This window comes from Thiohalobacter sp. (assembly GCF_027000115.1).
GTDB lineage: Bacteria > Pseudomonadota > Gammaproteobacteria > Thiohalobacterales > Thiohalobacteraceae > JALTON01.
This window is the reverse complement of the sequence record NZ_JALTON010000016.1, coordinates 1-23,546: the sequence shown is the minus strand read 5'-3', so window position 1 is coordinate 23,546 and position 23,546 is coordinate 1. Positions and strand designations below refer to the sequence as shown.

The following is a 23,546-nucleotide window of genomic DNA, read 5'->3' as shown; positions in this document are numbered from 1 at the left end:
TCAGTAGCCTCTTTCCAGTCCTTCCAGCAGGGGCGCGAGATGGGCCTCATAGTGGCGCCAGCGGTCCACGGAACGGGTGTAGAGGGGGCGGCGCACCTGGTCGTAGCTCGCCGTGTTTACCCGGCGGCGGCTTTCATGAAAGGCCAGGCAGGCATCGTGCCAGGGCAGGCCGCAGAATTCGAGCAGCCCGCGGATCGTGGCCTCGGGTTCCCGGACCAGCGCTTCATAGGAAATCTCGAGCATGGGCAGGGAGAGCACATTGCGCCAGTGGTCCATGAGCCGGCGGTACTGGTGGTAGTGGGTGCCGATGGTGAACAGGTCATGGGCATAGGGATGCCCTTCATTGAAGTTCTGGAAGAAGATCGACAGGCAAGTATCCCGGGGGTCGCGCCGGCAGTGGATGATGCGCGCTCCGGGGAAGGCCTTTTCGATGAGTCCCAGAAAGTAGAAATTGTGGGGCATCTTGTCGGTGACCCGGGAGCAATCGCCGCCGATCTCGTCGAGGTGGGCCAGGAAGGCCGTCGCCATCTGGTCGAGCCGTTCTGCCGGCAGGCGCTCCATGAACCGGGGAAAGGGCGCCTCTTCCGGGTCCAGCATCTGGGCCTGTTGCACCAGGCCGTTCAGGAGCATGAGTTCCCCGCCCGCGGCGACCCCGGGATGGCTGGCCAGGATCTGTTCCACCAGGCTGGTGCCGGAGCGCGGCATGCCGACGATGAAGATGGGACGCTCATCCCGGTTGCGCGCGCTCGGGTATCGGCCCAGCAGGGCACGCGAATGTGTCTCGATGATCTCGGTGATCCAGTTGGCATGGCTCGTGGAATCGTACAGCTGGCGGGTTGCCTGACGGTTGGCTTCAGCATAGTGTGCGAAGGCCTCATCGTAACGATCGAGGCGATCCAGAACGCTCCCCAGGGCAAAGTGAATTTGAGCGACGGCGTCTTTGGCACTGCCGACCCTGGCCAGAGCCTTCTCTAGGTAGGCAACGGCCTCTTCGCAGCGGCCGACCCGGTGGCACAGCCGAGCAAAGATCGTCGCGATACTGGCGGGCGGCGAATCATTCTCCAACAGTGGCTGGAGCAGTTCGTAGGCCTCTTCGAAATGTCCCTTGAACTCAAGGATCCGCGCGAGCTGTGCAGTGGCGTCGATATGGTCGGGTACCTGTTCCAGGGCGCGCCGGAACCAGGGTTCGGCGTCGACGGGTGTACCGACGCAACCCTCGGTGGCTTGTGCGGTGATGACGTGCCCCATGGCGGCTAGGGCGTCAGCAGAGTCTGGCTCCAATTCCAGCCAACGCTCTATATGACGCTGGGCCGCGGTGAAATTTCCGCGTCCGCGCTCGATTCGAGCAAGGCCGCGCAATGCCCTCCCCGTTCGCGGGCGCTGGATGAGAACGGCTTCAAAATGTTTTTTCGCGGCATCCATGGCTCTTCGGTCAAGCGCCATTTCCGCCAGTGCCAGGTGCGCCCCCACGTGGTCCGGCGTCTGTTCAAGCAGTTCCCTGAGAATTTTCTCGGCGTCGTCGATATTGCCTGTTTGTAGCAGGATGGTTGCCAGTGCCATTCGGGGTTCGGGATTCGACGGGTTCAATCGAATGCTGGTCCGAAGACTGTCAACGGCTTCTTGGGGCCGGCCGACCTTGGCGAGCGCACAGCCCAGGGCATAGTGGGCCCGAGCATTACCCGGCATGGCCCGGCAGCTTTCCTGCATGAGGGGGATGGCCTCGTCGAAGCGGCCCTCCGCAACCAGGGTAGCCAGGTGACGGGCCGCGCTGGAGCTGGAATCGCTGTTAACTGTCGTCATTGTCTGTAATTTACCAGAAAACAAAAAAAACGGGCGCCTGAGCGCCCGTTTTCCGCAGTCCGGAGACTGCGTCAGGTTGTTGGCCGCGTGCCTCAGGCAGCGCGACGGCGGCGGCGTGCCACGCCCACCAGGCCGACCAGGCCGGATCCCATCAGCCAGACGGCTGCCGGAACCGGGACCGGGCTGCTGGCAGCGGCAACCACACCGTTGAAAGTGGGCTGCTGGCCGGGGAAAGGCAGCGTAGCCATGGGGAGGCTCAGGCCGGTGCAGGCATCACCGACGTTGCCGGCGCCACAATTGAACACGGTCAGGACCGGAATACCGAGGTTGGTGGCCCAGTCGAAGTAGGTGCCGACGGCAGCCACGTCACCAGCGGTGGTGTCCACGGTGAACTGGTAGCTGAAGGCGCCCTGCGGCGAGGTGCCGGCCCAGGTGCCGCTGCTGCTGAACACCGTCTGCACGGTCGCAGTCCAGTGGTTGCTGTAGAAGGGATCGACCGAGGTGAACACGCCGGAACCATTGGCAATGTCGATGGAGCCGGTCGCAGCATACGTGTTTCCGAACACCATCTGGGTGATGCTGATGGAGGTTACGGCAGCGTTGGCAGCGGAGGTGCCCATGGCAGCAGCAATCGCGCCAGCCAGAATGGTCTTTTTCATCATGATGGTAACTCCTCGCAAGTTTCCTCAAGTTTTGTTTCTCCGGAACCGCGGAAGCAGGATACCGGAGCGTTTCATCGGTTTTGCGAAGGCCCCTCCGCGCCGTAATGCAATCTCGGAAGATCTGGCGGGGGGCGCAAGCGCCTGAACACGATGCAAGTAGCGGGCCAGTTTTAGGAGAGAATGATGGCGCCCCACTTTATCCCTTTGAAAACGAAGATATATGTCGGGGATCGGGGCTGGGTGGCGAGCTTGTGCGTCGTTCATTGCCAAAGGTCAATGTCAAGTATGTCGACATTTGTGGCGGGTGTCAGCAGGTTCTTTTCGGCCGGCGAGATGTTGGACGTCGAGCGCAGATCATGGTTTCCAGCTTTCTCTACAATAGGTTAGTGGGTGGCGCATCGCTGTCTTGGTGGCGGTTGCGGGTCGTAAGGATTATCGACAGACAATCCTCCGAACTGGCGGGTTGTATTATATAAGGTGTGGTCTGGCCGCATAGTGCGTCAGGAGCCCGGGCGTGCGGGCATGGTGTAGCCCCGGATTCCGCTCACTCGCTATTCGGGTACCCTGGTGCTGGCACTCGAGCCGTAGCCGCCGCGGCGGCTTGAGTGAAGTCCCCGAAGCCCGAGCGACAATCCGCGACCATCCGCAGTGCCCGGTGAGGGTAGCGGGGTGGCCTCGTTGAATATCCAGACTGGTTTCGGGACCGCTGGATCGCGCTCCAAGATCAATGAAGTGCCGGGCTTCTCCAGTCAATATCATGCGGCGGCCCTGTGGAACAGGATGTGATGTTTGGATGCGGCGCAGCGTCCGAAAAGGTGTGGTTTTTATGATAGGATCGGGTATGCCAGTCTGCTGTAGTCAGTCGGTATCGGTTTGCGGGCAGTCCCGCTTGTGCTGAGGTCGTTTACAGGGTGCTCCACTAGCCATGCTCAGTAATGAAGTGCTGTCTTCCAGGGAGGATCTGAAGGAGAAACTTAAAGGGCCGGTTGTTGTGCTCGAGGATGCTCTTGATGCGGAAGTTGCGAAAGAGTTGCAGTCGGAATTGTTGAAGAGTGGGGAGTGGGTTCGAGAAGACGGGAGTACCTGGGGGAAGCTCGGGTACCAGCCGGGGCGGTTCGAGGTCACTAGGGACAGCATCAATATTGCCAGCGAAGATGCGCCTGCTGCCCTAAAGTCCTTGTTCCGCTATTTGATGGCGCCGGAAACGCGCGAGTGGTTTTCATACGCGAGTGGGCAGAAGCTCGATCGCTTCATTGGCTCGGCGGCAGTGTTTCACCAGGGCGACGGCATCAGTGAGCATAATGATGACCATGTATTCACTGATGGCGAGAACGTTTACAGGCGGGCGCTTACATTCAATTACTACTTGTCGACCGACTGGGAGGCGGCCTGGGGTGGTAACTTGGTTTGGAAGTCGCCGCGGATGGTCATTACCCCATCTTTCAATAAACTGGTATTGTTTAATGTGCGGCCAAGCAGCCACCACTGGGTTGAAGCGGTGCGGTGCGAGACCCCCCACAAACGGTTGTCGATAACTGGCTGGTATCTGACAAAGATTGAGAAAGAGAACTTTTCCCTGGACATATAGGCTGCCGCCGTATTCCTCGCGCTCTTTCCCGTTGGGACGTTGTAAGGTGCCGTTATCCGGTTTTTTTGCTTGGCAAAGCCAGCGTTCTGGGCTAACTGTGAAATCCTGGCGAGCAGCCAACTCGCCTATTGCACCAAGGCAACAGCGGGGTCTGGTGCCGGCGGCGGCATCCGGATGGTTGTGGCTGATGGTGCCGAAGTATAGATATTTGCCCCGAATGGTCGTGTTGCCGGTGGTCACGGCCTTCGTGGAGCCGGGAGGGGTTGTGTTCATTTCCTTGCTGGAAAATGTGTTGGATCAAGGTTAACAGATAGATAGGTTGGTTATGATCGATTTGGCGACGAAGCTCGCGGAAGCATCGACTTTATGCGATCAGGGTGATCTGCCAGGTGCCCTGAATGCCTACCAGAAGATTACCGAGGATGTTCCTGACTGCGCCGAGGCCTGGTTGATGCGCGGGTCACTGGCGGTCGAGCTGGGTCATGTATCCGATGGGATGAATTTTATCGAGAAATCCAGAAGTCTGGATCCAAATAATCCCGATTTGTATATGGTGCTTGGGCAGATTAGCTCGGCCCTTGGTAATCTGGCCGAGGCCGTGGAACACTTTTCCAAAGCCGTGGAGCTTGATGCGGAGGATATCGGGGCAGTCTGTGCCCATGGGGAAGCATTGCTGAGATCGGGGCGCGAGGAGGAGGCGCTGGAGGCCTTTAGGCGGGCGGTCGCGCTTGATGATGGTCAGCCGGATGTGTGGGGTTACCTGGGGTATCTTTATGCCAGGACCGGCGATGTTGCTTCCGCCGAAGATGCTTACCGCAAGGCGCTGGTGCTGGGCAACCGTGATGAGAGCTTGATCATCGGCTGGTGTCTTTGTCTGCAGCAAAAGGATTTGGATGATGACGGTGTCCTGCTGCTTAAAGATATCGTATCGCGAGTGGATATTGCGGAAATCCAGTATTTCGCCTCGAAAGTATTTGTTGCCTGGGGGCTGAACGAAGAGGCATTGATGGCCATTGAAAAGGCCTTGGCGCGGGACTCGGATAATGAGAAGTATCGGATTCAGCGGGCCGACGTGTTTTATGCGCAAGGTGATTTGCAGAAGGCGTTCGAGCTCATCAAGCCATCATTGGAGCGACAAAGACCGCATGTGGAGGCTGCCTTGGTGCTTGCCAAGTTTAGTCATGTGGTGGGTCTTCGGGAAGGCTGTCTGAAACTGCTCAACATGTTGGCTGAGGATCCGGATTTGTCCGATTTTGATGCCGGGCGTATTGATGAGGCGATTGCCTATGTAAGTAGTCAGCAATTGAAAGGCGGCTAGCGTCAGCATAACCGAGGCTGGATGGTGTCGGGACTGTTGGACGTTTGTCCTGCGGGTTCAGCGGTTGTCGATTGCAAGATAGCCATCGAGTTGCGTCTCTGACCACGCCGTTCGGCCGTTGCTCCTCTGCATTACTTCATGTTCAACGCATTCAGTAACGGTGAAATGTATTTCTCGTAATGCTCCCAACGTCCGATGGAATCCGAGTAGAGTGGTTTGCGGACTTGGTCATAACTTGGGGTCGCTATAAATCGCTGGGTTTTGTGGAACTCCAGGCAACTGTCGTTCCATTCCAATTCCAGGAACTCGATCATTTCTCGGATCGTTGGCTCCGGGCTGGTTACCAACTTCTCATAATACACTTCCAGTATTGGGATATCGAGAGTCTGTCGGTAGTGTTCCATGAGTTTGTTGTACTGCCTGTAATGTAGTCCCGCGTGTTCAAGGTTGTTCGCATACTGGAACTGTTCGCTGAAGTCCTGGAAGTATATGGACAGGCAGGTGTCGCGTGGGTCGCGACGGCAGTGAATGACCCGGGCGCCAGGAAATGCGAGCGCGATCAATCCCAGATGCAGGTAGTTTCCCGGGTATTTGTCGATAACCCGCGGCGCGTCGGGCGCCACTTCATGCAGTCGCGCAAGGTAATTGTTGGCGATGAAGTCCAGGATCTCGTTGGTAATATCTTTTAGGCTGAAAGGGTACTCTAGGCCGGATTTTCCGAGGACGGCGATCGATTGGATCAAGTCTCCGATATCAGTAAGTTCTCCGACTCCATAAATATCAGGGTGGCTCGCTAGAATCTGTTCAGTGAGAGTCGTCCCGCTTCGCGGCATTCCCACTACGAATACAGGCTTCTGCGAGGATAGGGTCGAGCGTGGCGCGGATGCAATGAAGTCCTGGCTGAATATGGTGATCAGTGAATTGACCAGGTTGGCGTGCTCTTCCGGGTCATAGTTCTGAGGGCGGAGCGAGTTCGCGCTCTGGTAGTGTTCGAACGCGGCATCATAATTTCCGATTCGGTCAAAGTGTCGGCCAAGGGAAAAGTGGAGTTGGCCTTTCATTTTGGGTAGGTCTTCATGCTGAGCCAGAGCTTGGAGTGCATATTCGATGGCTTTCTCGCACGCGTCGAAATGGTGGCATAGACGGACGTATATGTCGCCCAGTTCCAAATTGTTTTTGATGGTTTTCGTGAGGGGGAGGAGGTTTCGGAATGCCGCATCGAGATTTCCTGCGCGTTCATCTAGCGTGATGATACCAAGGAGCGCGTCGAGGTTATTCGGTTGGGTGTTCAGTGCTTTCTCGAATGCCTGGCGCGCATTATCAGGGTCCCCGTTGGAAATGTAGGCGTGGCCCAGAGTGATGTAAGCCTGAGCGTAATTGGGGTCGATATCAGTGGCTTTCTTGAGATCAACTATCGCCGGGCCGATCTTCCCGGCAAGCATTTGTGCCTTTGCGCGCTGTAAAAGAAGCTGGGGGCGCGTTGGGTATAAATTCAGGGCGCGACTGTAGGAGTCGATGGCCAGCGCATAGAGCCGTTCTGCGAGTTGTATGTCACCCAGAAGCTGCAGCGCGTCTGCCGAGTTGGGCGCGAGCTTCAGTGTTTCCTTCAGTAACGCTTCCGCCTCGCCGGTTTTTCCTTGCTTGACCAGCGTGAATGCGAGGTTTTTCATGATCTCCGGTTTCCCGGGCTGAAGTTCCAGCGCTTTTCTGAACCAGGTTTCGGCGTCCTGGAACTGCCCGTCGGCAGCATAAGCCATTCCCAGGCTATTGATCGTATTGGGGTTGTTTGGCTGATGTCTGTTGGCCTCGAGAAAATGGTCGATTGCCGCAGAGAATGCGCCCAGTTGGGCGTTCAGGGAACCCGCCATGATATGGAGATTCGGATCATGTTTCGAGCGACGTAGCAGAGTCTCGCATTGATGTAGTGCCTTTTGAGGTTTGCCTTTGTTAATAAGTTCAAGGATCGACTTGTGGCTGATCGGCTTGTTGGTCATGGTATCTTGACTATGGGAGGTGTGTTATGCCCCTGTTTGCGCAGGGAGCGATTCTGTCATTTCTTCTGGTCGCGGACTAGTAATTCCGTCAACTTCTCTGGGTCAAGCCGGCAGTACAGTATTTCATAGCTTGCGGCAGCGCCACTGCCGAACTGGAGGGAGCGCGCTTGTTGCATGATGGTGCCGCCTTTGTGAAGCCGAATGAGGACCGGGTCGAGGCCCGCTGCATCGAATTTCTCGAACAGGTCGCTGATGCGACGAACGCGGTGCCTGTAAGCATCGGGATTGTCGCCGGATCCTATCGTAAAAACGAAATCACAGTCACGCTCGATGGTTCTTGATAAGTGCCGGAGAAACTCGCGGCTGTCTCTTATCATGGCAGGTTCCATGCGCAGCATGGTTACCAGGTTTCTCTTGGGTATATCGTCTTCCGCCAGTCTTACGAGGGCCTCTTGCGTATCACAGATGTAGCCTTTGACGGCGGGGCTTCCTAGTTTTTCGTAATTCTTGAATGCGGCCTCATGTCGAGGGTCTAGGTCATTGATGACAATGTCGTGCGCAGCCTGATGAATGGTGTTCAGCGTGTACAGGTAATGGTCCTCGGAGGTGGCTTGCCGTGCCAGTATCGGGTACAAATGAAAAAAACGGATATCCTTGGCCCCGCTCGCCACGCCAAGACCCAATTGACGTATTGCTGAAGGCTTTCGGGTAATGAGGCCCAAGGCCCGCAGGAGCATGTTGGTTCGAACAGCATCCATGCCCGTGAGTCTTTGCATCAGGTTGCGACGGACTTCCGGGTTTCGTTCTGCCAAGTCCAGTATTTGATTGGCCTTGTGATTTGTTATGCCCACTCGTAGTTCCTCTGGGCTAAGAGTGTGGTGTTCCAGAAGAACGATACAGGCGGCGATATGTGAAAAAAACAGGCGCGACTTGATCTTGGGCTGCGCCTTAGGAAAGTCGATGATACGGGTGTTTCTTGGCATGCCATCGAGTCGGGAGAAGGGTGCTCCCTGAGCGACACTGTCCATGTCATCGATGTACGTTTCCAACAAAGCCAGATTTGAGCGGTAATCAGGGCGTTTTGCAGCCCTTCTTAGGCCGTCCAGCTCCGAGGCAAGCGCGGTTTTCAGGGCACCTCCGGATAGCATGAAATTTCTTTCTGGTGACAGCATGTGTGAGACTCAAGGAAGTTGTCGGTTTGTGGCCTGAAAGGTCCCGTACGCGGTCTGGGTGCCTGCCCATGGATCCGTGCCAGGTGGTGTTGGACGGTGGCTCCACATGGCGGCATTTCCCGGGAAATAAAACCCCAAGTAACCCCTCGTTGGTTTGGTCGACGGCCATTCGCGTACTGGGGCGAGGGGCACTGTCATTAGGGATATCACCTTGTCCTTATGCTACAGGAAGAAGTGTGAGAGGTGTTTTCCCGCGTACCCATCGCTTCGAGGTAAGCTCAGTGTATCCTCGCGCTCGAACTGTAGCGGATAGAGTCCGGTCGAGAAGGCGCGGACCACATGCACACCGAGATCGGCCAGGCATTCCGGCGTGCAGTCAACGGCGTGGATGTCGATTTCCGCATTCCGGAAACGGTCGAGCAGGGCATCGAGATCAGGCGGGCAGCTCGTGCAGTCATCCGCCTGGGCCATATCGGCTTCGTCGAGGAAGCGCAGATGCGGGCGCGGGACGGCCGAGGCGTAGAGCTGCATGCGTTGCGCAATACCGTCCACCTTGGCCGGAGGGTGTTGCGTCAGCAGGTCCGGCATCATTTTCAGGGCACGGACCAGGTTCATGGCATTCAGGCGGAGTTCCCGCAGTGCGCCGTACGCTGCCTCGTCCAGGGTCAAGCCCGCCCCGAAACCGAACAACAGGGCAGGGCCCTGCTCCGGGTGGTCGCTGGATATGGCCAGCAGGACCACGGGGATCCGCAGGGGCGAGGGAATGAGGAAGGCCCGGGAGGTGAGAGGTGGTATGGTGGCGGCGGCGGCAGTGGCTGCCGCGACCGACGTCAGTGCCTGTTCCTGTGGCGGTGGCAGTTCCAGAAGACGGGCACGACCCGGATCGTGCCAGAAGCGTACGAAGGCATCCCTTTCGACGAGTTCCACAATACCGGACGCCACGGCATCCCCGAAGCTGCCGTGGGCGCCATAACCGCTGCTGGTCGGCTTGACGTCACGGAAAGCCTGGTAGCTGAACAGGAACGGCAGGGGGATGGCGCGGGGTGTACCGCGCAACAGGTCGACTCCCCAGACGGCCTCGTTCTCGGCCTGTTTTTTTTCCGCCGCCGAAAGCGGGCGCCGGTAGAGTTGCATGTAGCCGTCGATCAGCTCCGGATCGGCCCGCTCGGCGCGGGCGGGTGTGACATGGAGGTTGAAGGCGTAGCGCTCCGCGTACTCCATCAGCGCCTTGAGGCTCGCGTGTGCCGGGTCGGTGTCGTAACCCGTGGTCGCGGCATCCGTGAAACGGCCGTCCGGCACCACCATGCGGTACAGAACCCGGGCATGATGACCGTCCGCGATGAGGTTCGTCAGGCGGGGGTCGTCCAGGCGGGACCGGTTCATCATCATTGCCCGGTGCGCAAAGCCGAAGGAGAAAACACGCCGGGAAAGGTTTTCCGGGTTGAAATCGGGTGAGGGGCCGGTGAGTTTGAGTTCGTAGTATTCGGCGGCCTCGGCCGGTGAAAGGGCAGCTTGTGGCGGCTGGCAGCGGGGGCAGTCCTCGAATCCGAACAGGCGGAAGTTCTGTCGGGCGGCGCCGGGTTTCAGTGCCTGGGCGACCCACTCGTCCGTGTGCCTGGCGGCCTTGTCGAATTGTCTGGCCAGCTCGAGGGCGGCTGGTGGGAGGCTGTGCAGTTCCGGTGCGGCAGGAAACTGGGCGCGGTGGCGGCGTTCGAAACAGAGCGGACAGAAGTCGGTGGCGTCCGGCGGCACGAACAGGAAACGGCCATCCGTGACGTAGGTCCGGTTCAGGCGGAAACGCACGCAGGCCTTGCCCAGTCGTTCGAAAGGCGCTGTGCCGGAAGACGAAGACATGGTATCTCGTGTTGCATATTTGCAAGCGGGTTATCCATGATACCCGCCACGCGACCAGCATGCATGTCGGCAACTGTCGGTTTTGTTTACGCCATGCATGCATGCTGAAAAACCATTTTGCAACAGTGGGTTGATGCCTTGCGGCCGGTTTTCGGGGTGTCGGATGACCTGACATCCAGGCATCCGGGTCCCTTGTCGCCGGTGTCCGGGATTTGGGCTTTCTTGTTGCAAGTCGCGGACTCTACAGCAAAAAGATCCGGGAGGGGGTGCAACCGCGGGCATGCTGGATCAAAACTTGCTTGCCTGTGGGCACAAGAAATGCCCGAAGTTCGCGCGGGGTGGGTGGTCGCGTGCGGCGTACCGGGCTGCTCGGCTGTCGCCCGGAAAACCGGACGACAGGGAAAAACAACGACAAGACACAGGCGGTCGCTAAGGGGCTGGCGCCCGCATCAAGGCGGGATGGCAAGAAACCCGATTGCAGTCATAACACAACAGACACACTATTCAGGAGGAGTCATGGCTCGCCCAGTTGCAATCTCAAGAACGGCAGTGGCGGTTTCGGTCGCCCTGCTGGTGGGTTCCCAATCCGCGGTGGCGCAGCAGTGGGTCAAGAACATCGACGCCGCGACCTACAACGCGACCGGTACCATCACCTTCGATGACTGGGGCTATGTCGGCCCGGGCGGGCGGACCTACAACGACACCGCGCCCCTGAACGGCGGGTTCGGCGGTCCGGCGGAGGGCAACAATGCCGACCCGGCCGGCGGCATCAGCCAGATCCAGCACGTGGTGACGCGGGCTGCGGACGGGCTCACGCCGGACGGGCCGCAGACCCTGTACAGTGACTTCGGGGCGCCTAGCAACACCTTCACCGACGCCAATCTGGACACCCAGGTCAACTTCTACAAGTGGGGCTACACCACCAAGCCCGGGTCGACCTTCAACAACATGCGGATCGACTATGACGGGGACTACCTCGTCCGCCAGGAGGACATGACCTTCCAGTTCTACGATGTCTTATCCTATCAGCAGGAGCTGGGAGCCGATGGCGTGCTCGATCCCAACGCGCCGCCCGACGGTACCTACAACACGGGCCTGGCCTTTCAGCCCTATGCGCTGTCGGATGCCATCGGCTGGTGCGGTTCGGTGATGGCATCCAATCCCGCCGCCCAGGAGGCCATGGGCGGCATGGTCACCTTCGACTTCGCCTTCGATGTCTACTCCTATAACTTCACCACTGGCCAGTATACCTACTTCAGCACCGAGATCGTGCGCGGCTTCAAGATGACCAGCTTTGGTGAGTTCACGGTGAATGTGAGCCCTGGGGCGGGAGGGTATGTGCAGCAATTCAGTTCCCGCGCGGTGGTCAACAATACCAATCCGAACGACGTGGATGCCGTCGCGGCCGGGCTGGCCAGTGGCACGGCGCCGACCGATGCCAATTTCTACAACCTGGTGTCCTTCCATGGCGCCGACGTGCTTTCGGTGGCAGGCAAGTGCGGGGTGCTGACGGCCGAATGGGCGGCGGGTCAGCGCGGTGAGGGTGTGTACAAGTTCTCATCGTTGCTGGATTACACCGACCGCACCAGTTGCGAGGCCGCGGGTGGAAGCTGGCAGAATGCTTCTTTCCCGGGGTTTGCCTTCATCATGCGCGCCGACGGCATCCGCGTGATCGACGCCATGGACTACAGCGTCTATTCCGATCTGAGCAATGTGCCCAACACGGATGCCAACGGGGTCGCCTACAACTATGACGAAAACGGCAACCTGGTCGCGATCGCCGACCTGAGCGCCGTGCCGGTGCCCGCGGCCGTCTGGCTGTTCGGCTCGGGCCTGGTGGGGCTCCTGGGCGTGGCGCGGCGCCGGCGGGCGCGCGTGTGATCCGGGGCGCCTGAGTTCCGCTTGCGGGCAGGGCGAAGGGGTATTTCCTTCGCCCTGTTTTGTATCCGGGCGAGGCTGTCCCGTCCCCGCTGCGGCCGAAGGACGACCGGGTATTTCACTTCGGTGGAGGAGGATTCAGATATGAAACGCAGGATCTGTGCCGGTATCGGCGTGGCCATGCTGTCCGCCGTTTCCGTATCCGCCATGGCCAGCACGGTGGGCAAGGTGTTCGTGGCCGGCGACGGTTCGGACAATATCGTGGTCATCGATGCCCACACCAACACGGTGGTCGCTACCATTTCCACGGGAGCGGCCAGCGCGCCGCACAACCTGGTGGCCAGTCCTGATCGCCGCTATGTCTGGGCGACGCTCAAGGATGCGGGTCAGGTCGCCAAGATCGACGCCCTGACCAACAGCCTGGTGGCCACCTATGGCACGGGCGGCTATGCCCCGACGCATCTGGCGGTCAGCGGCGACGGCCAGTGGCTGTACGTGGTCAACAACACCAGCGACCAGGTCGTCAAGATGAGCACGACCGACGGCTCGATCGCCGCCAGTTATGACTTCGGGGGCGGACCCAGTCAGGCCTACGGCCCCCATGATGTCGATGTGTCGCCGGACGGCAGCCAGGTGTGGGTGGTGGACGAGGCGCGCAACGTCGTGTCCGTGCTCGACGCCAATCTCGGCGCGGTGCAGACCGATATCGCAGTCGGCAGCCGCCCCATCCAGGCGACCTTCAGCATCGACGGCAGTACCGCCTATGTCACCAACTACGACGACAACACCGTATCGGTCATCGATGTGGCCACGCTGGCCGCGACCGGTGCCTTCGACATGGGCGGCGGTGGCGGCATGGGGCCGATGGGACTGGTGGCCGATCCCGATGGCAGCACCCTGTGGCTGTCGGGTACCGCCGGCAACACGGTCCATGGCCATGATCTCACGACCGGCGGGGTCAGCTATGCCGCCATTGATGGCCTGATCGGTGCCCATGGCCTGGACATCAGCGCCGACGGCCGCTATCTCTACACCAGCATTTTCTACGATGCCATTTCAACGAGCCGTGATGCCGTCGCGGTCATCGATGCCGATACGGCCACCGAGGTCACGCGCTTCAGGACCACGGGCGCCTACAATCTGCATGGCCTGACCTATGTGGCGCCGGTGCCGGTTCCGGGGGCGGTCTGGCTGTTCGGCTCCGGCCTGGCGGGGCTGGTTGGCCTGGCGAGGCGCCGCCGCGGCTGAGGGGGCGCGGATGGCATGGTGGCGCACGGCATGGCTGTTGTTCGGGGTCTGTACCTTGCTCCTGCCGTCCTTATCCGCGCACGCCGCCCAACTCGAGGCGCGGCTCGCGCATAGGCTGGATCGGTTGGCCGGGGATGCCCGGACTGCGACGGCCCGCGTCAAGGTCATTCTCGAGGGGGGTGTCCTGCCGGCGTCGGTGCGGAATTTGATCGAGGCGCAGGGTGGGCGGTTGCGCTTTTCCTCGGAGCGGAGCCGGCAGCTTGAGGTCCCGGCCGGCGCCCTGTCCCGCCTGCTGGCCGTGCTGCCGCCGGACACCCGCGTGCGCCTGCCCTTTCCCCACGAGCCGCTGGCGGTGACCAGTCAGGGGGTGGCCATCCAGGGTGCTGCCGATTTTCACGCCCTGGGTGTCGATGGCGGCGGGGTGAGGATTGGCGTCATCGATCTCGGTTTTGCCAGCCTGGCCGCATCGCAGGCCTCCGGCGACCTGCCTGCCAACCTGGTCATCACCGACTACACGGGCACGGGCAACGGCGGCACCACTCACGGAACCCAGGTGGCCGAAATCCTGTACGACATGGCGCCGGGTGCGCAGTTCTACCTGGCAAAGGTCAGCACCGACCTGGAACTGAGTCAGGCGGTGAACGACATGCTGGCCGCGGGTGTTCGGATCATCAACCACTCGGTGGCCTGGTACGGCGCGGCCTTCTATGACGGAACCGGGCCATTGTGCGGGATCACGGACACGGCGGAACAGGGCGGTGCGTTGTGGGTCAACGCGGCCGGCAACTCGCGCACCAAGCACTGGCTGGGCCAGTTCAGTGATGCCGACGGCGATCTCCGTCACGAGTTTTCATCCGGCCAGAACTGGAACAGCCTCAGCCTCAACGCGGGGCAGGCGGTGACTCTGGTGCTGAACTGGGATGCCTATCCGGTTACCGGCATCGACTACGATCTCCATCTTTACGACGGCGATCCCGATGCCGGCGGCAATCTGGTGGCCAGTTCGACCAATCGGCAGCGGGGGACGCCTTCCAGTGTCCCCTACGAGGCCATCGACTTCACGGCCGCCACCGCCGGGACCTATTACCTGGTGGTGACCAAGCGCTCTGCCAGCACGGCGGATGTGCCGCTGAGCCTGTTTTCCCTGGGGCCGAGCCTTGATACCCGTGTCCAGGCCAGCAGCCTGGTGCAGCCCGCCGATTGCGCGAGCGTGATCGCGGTGGGCGCGGTCAACCTCAGCGACGGGGCGGAAGGCTTCAGCTCGGAAGGGCCGACCACCGATGGCCGGGCCAAGCCGGAGATCGCGGGCACCGACCGGGTGCAGACCTCGCTCAGCGGCAGCTTTGCCGGCACTTCGGCGGCTTCTCCCCACGTGGCCGGGGGCGCGGCCCTGCTGCTGGCCCGTAATCCCGGCTGGTCGGTTGCCAGCCTGCGCGCCGAGTTGACGGCAACGGCGGAGGACGTGGCCGGCGCGGGTTTCGATTACCGCACCGGTCAGGGGCGGCTCAGCCTGGATGCCGACGGCGATGGCTGGAACCACGACACCGACAATTGTCCCTTGATCGCCAACGCCGCCCAGGTCGATACCGACGGCGATCTCGCCGGCGATGCCTGTGACGGGGACGATGACAACGACGGCCTGTCCGATGTGCTGGAGCTGGCCATTGGCAGCAACCCGCTGGTTCTGGACAGCGACGGAGACGGCCTCGACGACTACTTCGAGGTGGCCTTCGATGGCGATGCGACGGGCTATGTGGCGGGTCAGGACCTCTCGCCGGTGCTCGCCGACACTGATGGCGACGGATTGAGTGATGCGGCCGAGCTCGCATGGGACGGGGATCCGGCCTACAACCCCGGGGCGGATCTGGATCCACTGTCTGGCGATACCGATGGCGACGGGCTTCCCGACGGCAGCGATCCCGTCCCGCTCCTGTTCAATTATGCCGATGGCGATCTGGCGCCGCCGGGCGCCCCGGACGGGGTACTGGATGCCGGTGACCTGTTGCTGGCCCGGCAACTGGTGCTGGGCGAGCGTGCGGCCGCTGCGCTGGATCTGAGTCATGGCGATCTTTATCCTCCGGGCGCGCCGGACGGTGTGATCGATCTGTCGGACCTGGTACTGATTCAGCAGAGGTTGGGCCAATGATGAAGGGTTGCCTGGACATGATGGCGGGTGTCTCGCGGTGTGTCGGCATGTTGCTTTTATTGGTGGCGCTTGCCGGACTCGGTGGCTGTTCGGGCGTTCAGACCTACCCGGCGGTGAGCCGGGCCGGCGACACCGTGACCCTGGCCGCCGGCCGCCGGCTGGGTTTTTCCCGGGACACGGTCACCGTCACCATTACGCCCTCGGCCGGTGCGCCGGTGGTGATCCCGCCGGGCGATCCGGCCATTCGCGCCGTGTTCAATCTCTATCCCGATCCCCTGTCCAGCCTGCGCGTCTCTGCCGGCATCGACCAGGATCTGACGCCCGCCGCCCGGAGCTATGGTACCGCGATCGAAGAGGGTTTCAGCGGGGGTGACGGCGACTGGTGGCAGACGGTGGTGTTCGTGGATCTGCCCGCATGGCTGCCGGCCGGGAATACCCGGGTCGAGGTCAGCAATCCGGCGGGCGAGTCCGTCACGGCGGAGCTTCTGGTGATTGCGGGCACCGGTCAGCCCGAGGACTTCGAGGCCGAACTCAACGGGCCGCTGACCCCCGAACAGCTCGCCGGCCTGGCGCGGGTGCCCCATTACACGGTGCGTTTTTCGGGATCGGTCGTGCCCCATGCCATTCAGGTGGAATGCCTGCACGATCCGGATGCGGACAACGGCGGGCAGGGCAGGGCCTGGGTGGTGAACCCGAGGGGGGACCTCAAGAGCCTGCTGTGGCGCGACGACGGCACGCGATTGCGTGTGCTGCTCACGCCGGCCGGCACGCAGCCCCTGCAGGACCTGAACGATTTCAAATTCTATGTCGCCGGCGGTCTCAGCGGCCTGCAGGTGGTGGAAGTGCGTGCGGTGGACGGCGCCGGCAACCCGCTGCCGGGTATCACGGCGGTGATCGAGTGAGGTGCGTCCGCCCTGTTTCCGTCCGGGAGCAGGGCGGACTCCGGTTGTGTCGGTGTCTGTCGGTGCGAATGACAGCGACCGCCGCGGATCGAAGGGTTCGTGTGGTTCGGAGGAACCCGTTGCCATAACCATGACAGAGGAGAAACAAGGATGAACCGCAGAAACTGGATTTGTACCCTGACCTTCGTCGCCCTGATGGCGACAGCCGGCCTCGCCCGCGCGGCGGCCCTCACCTGGGTGGATTCCGGCAGCTTTTCGGTTGTTGACGTGGTTGGCGGTGGCGTCAGCCTGACCGGCAACGGTCCCTTGCCCGAGGCCTTCACCGGCAGCGCGGCGACGATTGCGACCGATGCCTCTGCGACCTATGCCGGTCTTGCGCAGGGGAGCTTCCTGGGCAATCCGCTCGACTTCTATTTTGCGCAGACCGGCGTGGATGGCGGCAGCCATCCGTTGCCGAGCCTGGATTTTGCCAACGGGACGGCGGACTTTGGCGGTCTCTATGGGAACTTCAATGGTGAGGAGTTCTACATGGGAGGCACGGCAACCCTGACCCAGGTCAGCGCCACGAGCTGGGATGTTTTTCTCACCAGCGAGCAGGCGAGCGGCCCCTTTGGCGGGACCACGGTTGGATTCTCGATGACGGTTGCGGTGACGCCGGAGGCCTTCGTGCCCCTGCCCGCGGCCGTCTGGCTGTTCGGTTCCGGGCTGGTCGGCCTGATGGGTCTGGCCCGGCGGGGCCACTGAGGACGTCTGCCGGCCCGCCGGCGTGGAAAAGGCGGGCCGGATTTCCTTTCGAAAAACAAGGAGCGTAACCATGGGAAGAAAGCGGTGTTTGGTGTGGGGCCTCGCAGCCCTGCTGGGTTCGGGGCAGGTGTTCGCGCTCAATGTGCGCCCCCCGCTGGCACTGGATGGGAGTCTGTGTTTTATCGATAGCTCCGGAACTACGCAGAATTTCGTCACCGATGGCGGCGGTCCCTGCGCGACGACGTTCGGAGAAATAGACGAACTGTTGGGGACCGGCAACCTGAGCGTGTGGGATCAGGTTCTGCTCGACAACAACATGTCTGCGACCTTGACCCTGTTTGGCGAGGGGACCCACACCTGGACCTATGTCGGTACGGGATCGGATGCGGGGCCGGCAACCTATGCCTATACCTTTACCGTCGGACCCGGCCAGGTGGGCGGGGGCATGTTGTTTGACTGGAGCGACAGCGGTATCAGTTATCCCTTTGGTGTCGTCAATGTCTGGGATGTTACTTACGGTTGTGCCAATCTCCCGTGGGTCTACTCGTGCACGACTTATACCAGTACCGACTGGGATGGGGATGGGCAGCCGGGTGGTGCGGTGCAGGATGCTTTCATCTTCCAGGGGCTCAACGTGTCGTTCGATTTCTACGCCACGCCCGTGCCCGTCCCCGCAGCCGTCTGGCTGTTCGGTTCCGGGCTGGTCGGCCTGATGGGTCTGGCCCGGCGGGGGCGCGCGCCAGCCTGAAGGGATCCAGGTCCGATATCACGGATTGTTCGCGGCGCCTGGTGAAGTCCGTGGATGCCGCGGGCAGTCCGGTGGCCGGCATCGGCGCGCAGCTCCAGTACCACCCCTGAATCCCGCAGGGCGGGCACCGCCCGCCGTCGCGCCGCTTGGCGTTGCCGTGGTGCGCGGTGCGTATCCGACGGGTTCGGGCGCTGTCGTTCAGAAGAGGCCGCTCAGGTCGAGGGCGAGGGCAGGCAGGGTGGCGGGGGTGATGGCCGTGAAGGTGTCGGGGTGGATCTCCTGCCGGTAGCCGGATTCGGAGGGCTCGCGGAACAGGGTGAGCGCTTCGTTCTCGACATCCACCAGCCAGGCCTCGGGGATGCCGTGGCGGGCGTAGAGGGGGATCTTGATTTCGCGGTCGTAGCGCAGGGATGATTCTGCCACTTCGATGACCAGGAGGACGTCCCTGGGGCTCGGATGTGCGGACTTGTAGAAGTCTTCCTGCGGTCGCAGCAGGGCGAGGTCGGGTTCGGGTTCGGAATATTCGTCCAGACGGAGGGGGTTTTGGGTCCACACGATGACCTGCTGGCCAATTTTCTGGTGTAGAAGGTGGGCCAGCCGGCTCACGGCCGCAGCGTGTCTGCTCCCTATCGGTGCCATGTCGATGATCTCTCCCTCGATCAGTTCCACCCGGGCGTCCGGCCCGAGAATGCCGGCCTCGGCCATGCGGTAATAGGCGTCCACATCCAGCCGGTGGCGGTGTAGCAGACTCTCTTCCGCGGTCGTCGACATCTTTACGCTCCTTGCGGGAATTTCCGGGTATCAAGATACAAGCGGCAAGATGCAAGATACAAGGGCGGGCATTTTTTCGCGCGGGATCATGGCAATCCGGCGGCGGCTGGGGCATAATCCACTCATCGTGATTTCCGCATTCCGGCGGCGATCTGCCACGAAATCACCTGGAACAGGTGCGAAGCTGCTGTCATGCACCAGATACTCGTCTTGCACGGCCCCAATCTGAATCTCCTGGGCGTCCGGGAGCCCGGCCACTATGGCTCCGAGACCCTGGCGGCCATCATGGCGCGCCTCGAAACCCTGGGCGCGGAGCTTGGGGCGGAGGTGCGCGGCTTCCAGTCCAACGCCGAGCACGAACTGGTGGAGCGCATCCATGCCGCCCGCGAGGAAGGGGTGGGGTTCATCGTATTCAATCCGGCGGCCTTCACCCATACCAGCGTGGCCCTGCGGGACGCCCTGACAGCGGTGGAGATCCCCTTCATCGAGGTGCACCTGTCCAATGTCCATGCCCGCGAAGCCTTCCGGCAGCGGTCCTATTTCTCCGACATCGCGGCGGGCGTGATCAGCGGCCTGGGCGCCCTGGGCTACGCGCTGGCCCTGCGCGCCGCGGTGGAACACCTTTCAAGTGAGCCCGCCGGGTAACACATCATGGATATACGCAAAGTCAAGAAGCTGATCGAACTGCTGGAGGAATCCGGCATCGCGGAGATCGAGATCCACGAGGGCGAGGAGTCGGTGCGCATCAGCCGGCATGCCTCGGCGCCTGGACCGGCCGTGGTGGCCGCGCCGGCGCCGATACCGGCGGCGGCACCGGCGTCCGCACCCGCATCGGCCGCGCCGGCCGCCGCCGAACCCGCGACCGAGTCGGGCGCCGACATTCCGCCGGGTCATCAGGTGACCTCGCCCATGGTGGGCACCTTCTACCGCGCTCCCTCGCCTGGCGCCAAGCCCTTCGTCGAGGTCGGTCAACACGTCAACGCCGGCGACACCCTGTGCATCATCGAGGCCATGAAGATGCTCAACCAGATCGAAGCCGACAAGGCGGGCACGGTCGTCGCCATCCTGGCCGAGAACGGCCAGCCGGTGGAGTTCGGGCAGCCGTTGTTCGTGATTGATTGAAATTCGAAGAGCGCCACGGACGACACGGAGAACACGGAAGGGGGAATGTTGTTTTCGGGCCTGGAGTCCGCAGGATGTGGCAAGGGACTGATGCATTCAGGGAGGAATGCGGATGTTGCTGGAAGAGGACCTGACCTATGGCATACGCGGTGCAGCGTACGAGGTCTACCGTCAGTTGGGTGCCGGGTTCCTGGAGAAGGTTTATGAGCGGGCGCTGTTGCGGGAACTGCGCCTGCGGGGCTATCGAGCGGAAGCGCAGGTAGCCCTGAAGATCGAGTACAAGGGCGAAAGGGTGGGCGAGTATCTGGCTGATCTGGTGGTCGAGGACAGGATCATTCTCGAACTCAAGGCCCAGCCGGCGCTTTCCCCGGCCCATACTTCGCAGTTGTTGAACTATCTGCGCGCAAGCGGAAAACAGGTGGGCCTGCTGCTCAATTTCTGTTATCCGAAGGTTACGATCAAGCGGGTGGTATGCTGAAACAATCCGTATTTTCCGTGCCTTCCGTGTATTCCGTGGCGCTCCTGATCTCTTGGTAACCGAAAACAATGCTGGATAAAGTCGTCATTGCCAATCGTGGCGAGATTGCGCTGCGCATACTTCGGGCCTGCCGCGAGCTGGGTATCCGCACGGTGGCCGTGCATTCCACGGTGGACCGGGACCTCAAGCACGTGCGGCTCGCGGACGAGTCGGTGTGCATCGGCCCCGCGCCGGCGGCGGAGAGCTATCTCAACATCCCGGCGCTGATCAGCGCGGCGGAGGTGACGGACGCGGTGGCCATTCATCCCGGCTACGGCTTCCTGTCGGAGAATGCGGACTTCGCCGAGCAGGTGGAGCGCAGCGGCTTCATCTTCATCGGCCCGCGGCCGGACACCATTCGCCTGATGGGCGACAAGGTCTCGGCCATCCGCGCCATGAAGGAGGCCGGGGTGCCCTGCGTGCCGGGTTCGGACGGGGCGCTGGGCGACGACCCGGACGAGAACCTGCGCCTGGCGCGGGAGATCGGCTATCCGGTCATCATCAAGGCCGCCGGTGGCGGTGGCGGGCGCGGCATGCGCGTGGTGCACGCCGAGGCCGCGCTGCTCAATGCCATCGACCTCACCCGCAGCGAGGCCGAGGCGGCCTTCGGCAACGGCACCCTGTACATGGAGAAGTTCCTGGAACGGCCGCGTCACGTGGAGTTCCAGGTGCTGGCCGACGGCGAGGGCAACGCCATCCACCTCGGCGAGCGGGATTGCTCCATGCAGCGCCGCCACCAGAAGGTGGTCGAGGAAGCGCCGGCGCCGGGGATCACGCCCGGGCAGCGAGCCGAGATGGGCGAGCGCTGCGCCGAGGCCTGCCGCCGCATCAACTACCGCGGGGCGGGCACCTTCGAGTTCCTGTATCAGGATGGCGAGTTCTATTTCATCGAGATGAACACCCGCGTCCAGGTGGAGCACCCGGTGACCGAGATGGTCACCGGCGTGGACATCGTCAAGGAGCAGTTGCGTATCGCCGCCGGTCGGGGGTTGTCGTATCGCCAGGAGGACATTCGTTTCACCGGTCATGCCCTGGAATGCCGCATCAACGCCGAGGATCCGCGCAGCTTCATGCCCTCGCCGGGCACCATCACGCTTTTCCATCCCCCCGGAGGGCCCGGCATCCGCTGGGACTCGCACATATATCATGGCTACAGCGTGCCTCCGAACTACGATTCCATGATCGGCAAGCTCATCGCCCACGGCGAGACCCGTGACTCGGCATTCGCCCGCATGCGCGGCGCGCTCGCCGAGATCATCATCGACGGCATCAATACCAACATCGCGCTGCACGAAGACATCTGTTCGGACGCCGCCTTCCTGACCGGCGGCACCGATATCCATTACCTCGAGAAGAAGCTCGGTCTGTGACGGCAAATGTGTTCGCCGGGCCAGGGTAGGATGGGCAAAGGCGCGAAGCGACGTGCCCATCAGGGTCATGCTGCCATTGTGATGGGCGCGGCCCTGCGGGCCTTTGCCCGTCCTGCGCCTTGTCTCCCCGGGCAGCGGCCCGGAGGTAGGATGGGCAAAGCGAAGCCTGCCCATCGAAAAGCCGCGTGGGCCTTGATGGGCACGGCCCTGCGGGCCTTTGCCCATCCTACGCGCCGTCTTCCTGATCGACGGCCCGGAAGGGGGGTGGGCAAAGCGAAGCCTGTCCATCAGGAAACCGCGTGGCGCCCGTCCGTGACGTCCGTGGCGCTCTTGTCCTCTCCACCACCATGCCCTGGCTGCAACTGAGCCTCGAGGCCGGGGCACAGGACCCCGAGCATCTTTCCGATCTCTTCACCGGCCTCGGTGCGCTGTCGGTCACGCTGGTGGACGCCGCCGACGAGCCGGTGCTGGAACCGGGTCCGGGCGAGACGCCGCTGTGGTCGCGCACACGGGTGGTGGCGCTGTTCGATGCCGGCATCGACCCCGACGCCGTTCGCGCCGGGCTGGCGCGGCACATCGGCGAGGCCGCGCAGCGCATGACGGCCGAGCCGCTGGAGGACCGGGACTGGACCCGCGCCTGGCTGGACGACTTCGCGCCCATGCGCTTTGGCGAACGACTGTGGGTGATCCCCGGTGACATGGCTCCGCCCGAGCCGGACGCGGTGAACCTTCTGCTCGATCCCGGGCTGGCCTTCGGCACCGGCACCCACCCCACCACCGCGCTGTGCCTGTCCTGGCTGGATGCGCATCCGCCGGCCGGGCGGGACGTCATCGACTACGGCTGCGGTTCCGGCATCCTCGCCATCGCCGCGCTGAAGCTGGGTGCGCGGCGGGTCCGCGGCGTGGACATCGATCCGCAGGCGCTCACCGCGAGTCGCGACAATGCGCGCCGCAACGGCGTCGACGCCGCCCTGAGCCTCTTTCTGCCCGACGAACTGCCCGCCGGGCCGGCCGATCTGCTGCTCGCCAACATCCTCGCCAATCCCCTGATCGAGCTGGCGCCCACCCTCGTTTCCCTGGTCCGCCCCGGCGGCCGGCTGGTGCTCTCCGGCATCCTCGCGGCGCAGGCCGACGCCGTCGCGGCGGTCTACAGGCCCCACGGCGAACTCGAACCGGTTGTCGAGCAGGACGGTTGGGTGCGGCTGGTGGTGCGGCGGCCGATCACTCCCCCGGATTCCGCTCGCGCTTCATCCGGGCTGCGCTGAGCGTGTTTGTGTAGCCCGGATGAAGCGAAGCGTAATCCGGGGCGGCGTGGCACGCCTATGACGCCGGTCGTGCCTTTGTCGACCGTCTTGAGTAGGATGCACCCAGGCCGATTCGCCGAGCCGGATCACTCCCAGGACCCCGAATGCGCACCCGCTGCCCCGATTGTCAGCACGAGTTTCCCGTCACCACGAAGATGCTGGCGGAGGGCCACGGCTGGATGGCCTGCCCGGCCTGTGGCGAGCGTTTCGATGCGGTGCCGCGGCTGAGCGACGAGGCCCCGGCCAGCGACGCGGAGGCGCCGACGAGGGACGAGTCGGCGCCGGAAGCCGCCGAACCGGAAGCCGCCGAACCGGAAGCCGCCGAACCGGAAGCCGCCGAACCGGAAGCCGCCGAACCGGAAGCCGCCGAACCGGAAGCCGCCGAACCGGAAGCCGCCGAACCGGAAG

Annotated in this window: 20 protein-coding genes; 14 read left to right on the top strand and 6 right to left on the bottom strand. The window is 62.4% G+C overall.

Going from position 1 to position 23,546, the window contains the following annotated elements:
• Both MVF76_RS02180 and MVF76_RS02175 read right to left on the bottom strand, forming a co-directional pair.
• Entirely contained in the window at positions 1-1,800 is a 1,800-nt protein-coding gene (locus MVF76_RS02180) for a tetratricopeptide repeat protein (protein WP_297527185.1), read from the bottom strand.
• Positions 1,801-1,892: 92 nt separating this feature from the next.
• Positions 1,893-2,462, bottom strand: coding sequence for a VPLPA-CTERM sorting domain-containing protein (locus MVF76_RS02175; RefSeq protein ID WP_297527145.1), 570 nt, complete (start codon positions 2,460-2,462; stop codon positions 1,893-1,895).
• Positions 2,463-3,387: 925 nt separating this feature from the next.
• Between MVF76_RS02175 and MVF76_RS02170 the strand changes: the two genes are divergently transcribed.
• Together MVF76_RS02170 and MVF76_RS02165 are read left to right on the top strand one after the other, a co-directional pair.
• Entirely contained in the window at positions 3,388-4,050 is a 663-nt protein-coding gene (locus tag MVF76_RS02170) for a 2OG-Fe(II) oxygenase (protein ID WP_297527144.1), read from the top strand.
• A 325-nt stretch (positions 4,051-4,375) separates the two neighbouring features.
• Entirely contained in the window at positions 4,376-5,368 is a 993-nt protein-coding gene (locus tag MVF76_RS02165; protein WP_297527143.1) for a tetratricopeptide repeat protein, read from the top strand.
• Between the two features lie 131 nt (positions 5,369-5,499).
• On the opposite strand, the gene MVF76_RS02160 is transcribed toward MVF76_RS02165, so the two are convergent.
• The 3 genes from MVF76_RS02160 to MVF76_RS02150 all read right to left on the bottom strand — a co-directional run bounded on the left by MVF76_RS02160 (position 5,500) and on the right by MVF76_RS02150 (position 10,388).
• On the bottom strand, positions 5,500-7,362 hold the full coding sequence (locus MVF76_RS02160; protein WP_297527142.1) for a tetratricopeptide repeat-containing sulfotransferase family protein: 1,863 nt from the start codon (positions 7,360-7,362) through the stop codon (positions 5,500-5,502).
• A 56-nt stretch (positions 7,363-7,418) separates the two neighbouring features.
• The gene (locus tag MVF76_RS02155) at positions 7,419-8,534 is read right to left on the bottom strand and encodes a hypothetical protein (protein WP_297527141.1); all 1,116 of its coding nucleotides are present in this window, start codon (positions 8,532-8,534) and stop codon (positions 7,419-7,421) included.
• Positions 8,535-8,756: 222 nt separating this feature from the next.
• Positions 8,757-10,388, bottom strand: coding sequence for a YcaO-like family protein (locus MVF76_RS02150; RefSeq protein WP_297527140.1), 1,632 nt, complete (start codon positions 10,386-10,388; stop codon positions 8,757-8,759).
• Positions 10,389-10,937: 549 nt separating this feature from the next.
• On the opposite strand from MVF76_RS02150, the gene MVF76_RS02145 reads away from it, so the two are divergent.
• The 6 genes from MVF76_RS02145 to MVF76_RS02120 all read left to right on the top strand — a co-directional run bounded on the left by MVF76_RS02145 (position 10,938) and on the right by MVF76_RS02120 (position 18,054).
• Positions 10,938-12,269, top strand: coding sequence for a hypothetical protein (locus MVF76_RS02145; protein WP_297527139.1), 1,332 nt, complete (start codon positions 10,938-10,940; stop codon positions 12,267-12,269).
• A gap of 141 nt (positions 12,270-12,410) precedes the next feature.
• Positions 12,411-13,514, top strand: coding sequence for a beta-propeller fold lactonase family protein (locus MVF76_RS02140; protein WP_297527138.1), 1,104 nt, complete (start codon positions 12,411-12,413; stop codon positions 13,512-13,514).
• A gap of 196 nt (positions 13,515-13,710) precedes the next feature.
• A complete protein-coding gene (locus MVF76_RS02135) occupies positions 13,711-15,660 on the top strand; it encodes a S8 family serine peptidase (protein ID WP_297527137.1) in 1,950 nt (649 codons plus the stop codon).
• Positions 15,657-16,562: a hypothetical protein gene (locus MVF76_RS13075; protein WP_297527136.1), complete on the top strand. Its 906-nt coding sequence runs from the start codon at positions 15,657-15,659 to the stop codon at positions 16,560-16,562. The genes MVF76_RS02135 and MVF76_RS13075 overlap by 4 nt, the downstream gene beginning before the upstream one ends.
• A gap of 150 nt (positions 16,563-16,712) precedes the next feature.
• The gene (locus MVF76_RS02125; RefSeq protein WP_297527135.1) at positions 16,713-17,306 is read left to right on the top strand and encodes a VPLPA-CTERM sorting domain-containing protein; all 594 of its coding nucleotides are present in this window, start codon (positions 16,713-16,715) and stop codon (positions 17,304-17,306) included.
• A 70-nt stretch (positions 17,307-17,376) separates the two neighbouring features.
• A complete protein-coding gene (locus tag MVF76_RS02120; RefSeq protein ID WP_297527134.1) occupies positions 17,377-18,054 on the top strand; it encodes a hypothetical protein in 678 nt (225 codons plus the stop codon).
• A 198-nt stretch (positions 18,055-18,252) separates the two neighbouring features.
• Here the strand turns inward: MVF76_RS02120 and MVF76_RS02115 are convergent, their stop codons facing one another.
• Complete coding sequence (locus tag MVF76_RS02115; protein ID WP_297527133.1) at positions 18,253-18,825, bottom strand: Uma2 family endonuclease; 573 nt, start codon at positions 18,823-18,825, stop codon at positions 18,253-18,255.
• A gap of 192 nt (positions 18,826-19,017) precedes the next feature.
• Here MVF76_RS02115 and aroQ point away from each other — a divergent pair, with 192 nt between their 5' ends.
• The 6 genes from aroQ to MVF76_RS02085 form a co-directional block, all read left to right on the top strand.
• Positions 19,018-19,470 (top strand): type II 3-dehydroquinate dehydratase, encoded by a 453-nt coding sequence (gene aroQ / locus MVF76_RS02110; RefSeq protein WP_297527132.1) that lies wholly within the window; start codon positions 19,018-19,020, stop codon positions 19,468-19,470.
• A 6-nt stretch (positions 19,471-19,476) separates the two neighbouring features.
• Positions 19,477-19,947 (top strand): acetyl-CoA carboxylase biotin carboxyl carrier protein, encoded by a 471-nt coding sequence (gene accB / locus MVF76_RS02105; protein ID WP_297527131.1) that lies wholly within the window; start codon positions 19,477-19,479, stop codon positions 19,945-19,947.
• 112 nt (positions 19,948-20,059) lie between these two features.
• Positions 20,060-20,425 carry a GxxExxY protein gene (locus MVF76_RS02100; RefSeq protein WP_297527130.1) on the top strand — a complete coding sequence of 122 codons (366 nt, stop codon included), beginning with the start codon at positions 20,060-20,062 and terminating at the stop codon, positions 20,423-20,425.
• 68 nt (positions 20,426-20,493) lie between these two features.
• The gene (gene accC, locus MVF76_RS02095; RefSeq protein ID WP_297527129.1) at positions 20,494-21,834 is read left to right on the top strand and encodes an acetyl-CoA carboxylase biotin carboxylase subunit; all 1,341 of its coding nucleotides are present in this window, start codon (positions 20,494-20,496) and stop codon (positions 21,832-21,834) included.
• A 347-nt stretch (positions 21,835-22,181) separates the two neighbouring features.
• Positions 22,182-23,099: a 50S ribosomal protein L11 methyltransferase gene (gene prmA, locus MVF76_RS02090; protein ID WP_411293538.1), complete on the top strand. Its 918-nt coding sequence runs from the start codon at positions 22,182-22,184 to the stop codon at positions 23,097-23,099.
• A gap of 143 nt (positions 23,100-23,242) precedes the next feature.
• The coding region (locus MVF76_RS02085) for a zinc-ribbon domain-containing protein (protein WP_297527127.1) at positions 23,243-23,546 on the top strand (304 nt) is incomplete at its 3' end.

Bases quoted from the DNA above. Each gene is read 5' to 3' on its own strand.
- MVF76_RS02180 (WP_297527185.1), bottom strand. From the start codon at position 1,800: ATGACGACAGTTAACAGCGATTCCAGCTCCAGCGCGGCCCGTCACCTG.
- MVF76_RS02175 (WP_297527145.1), bottom strand. From the start codon at position 2,462: ATGATGAAAAAGACCATTCTGGCTGGCGCGATTGCTGCTGCCATGGGC.
- MVF76_RS02170 (WP_297527144.1), top strand. From the start codon at position 3,388: ATGCTCAGTAATGAAGTGCTGTCTTCCAGGGAGGATCTGAAGGAGAAA.
- MVF76_RS02165 (WP_297527143.1), top strand. From the start codon at position 4,376: ATGATCGATTTGGCGACGAAGCTCGCGGAAGCATCGACTTTATGCGAT.
- MVF76_RS02160 (WP_297527142.1), bottom strand. From the start codon at position 7,362: ATGACCAACAAGCCGATCAGCCACAAGTCGATCCTTGAACTTATTAAC.
- MVF76_RS02155 (WP_297527141.1), bottom strand. From the start codon at position 8,534: ATGCTGTCACCAGAAAGAAATTTCATGCTATCCGGAGGTGCCCTGAAA.
- MVF76_RS02150 (WP_297527140.1), bottom strand. From the start codon at position 10,388: ATGTCTTCGTCTTCCGGCACAGCGCCTTTCGAACGACTGGGCAAGGCC.
- MVF76_RS02140 (WP_297527138.1), top strand. From the start codon at position 12,411: ATGAAACGCAGGATCTGTGCCGGTATCGGCGTGGCCATGCTGTCCGCC.
- MVF76_RS13075 (WP_297527136.1), top strand. From the start codon at position 15,657: ATGATGAAGGGTTGCCTGGACATGATGGCGGGTGTCTCGCGGTGTGTC.
- MVF76_RS02125 (WP_297527135.1), top strand. From the start codon at position 16,713: ATGAACCGCAGAAACTGGATTTGTACCCTGACCTTCGTCGCCCTGATG.
- MVF76_RS02120 (WP_297527134.1), top strand. From the start codon at position 17,377: ATGGGAAGAAAGCGGTGTTTGGTGTGGGGCCTCGCAGCCCTGCTGGGT.
- MVF76_RS02115 (WP_297527133.1), bottom strand. From the start codon at position 18,825: ATGTCGACGACCGCGGAAGAGAGTCTGCTACACCGCCACCGGCTGGAT.
- aroQ (WP_297527132.1), top strand. From the start codon at position 19,018: ATGCACCAGATACTCGTCTTGCACGGCCCCAATCTGAATCTCCTGGGC.
- accB (WP_297527131.1), top strand. From the start codon at position 19,477: ATGGATATACGCAAAGTCAAGAAGCTGATCGAACTGCTGGAGGAATCC.
- MVF76_RS02100 (WP_297527130.1), top strand. From the start codon at position 20,060: ATGTTGCTGGAAGAGGACCTGACCTATGGCATACGCGGTGCAGCGTAC.
- accC (WP_297527129.1), top strand. From the start codon at position 20,494: ATGCTGGATAAAGTCGTCATTGCCAATCGTGGCGAGATTGCGCTGCGC.
- prmA (WP_411293538.1), top strand. From the start codon at position 22,182: ATGCCCTGGCTGCAACTGAGCCTCGAGGCCGGGGCACAGGACCCCGAG.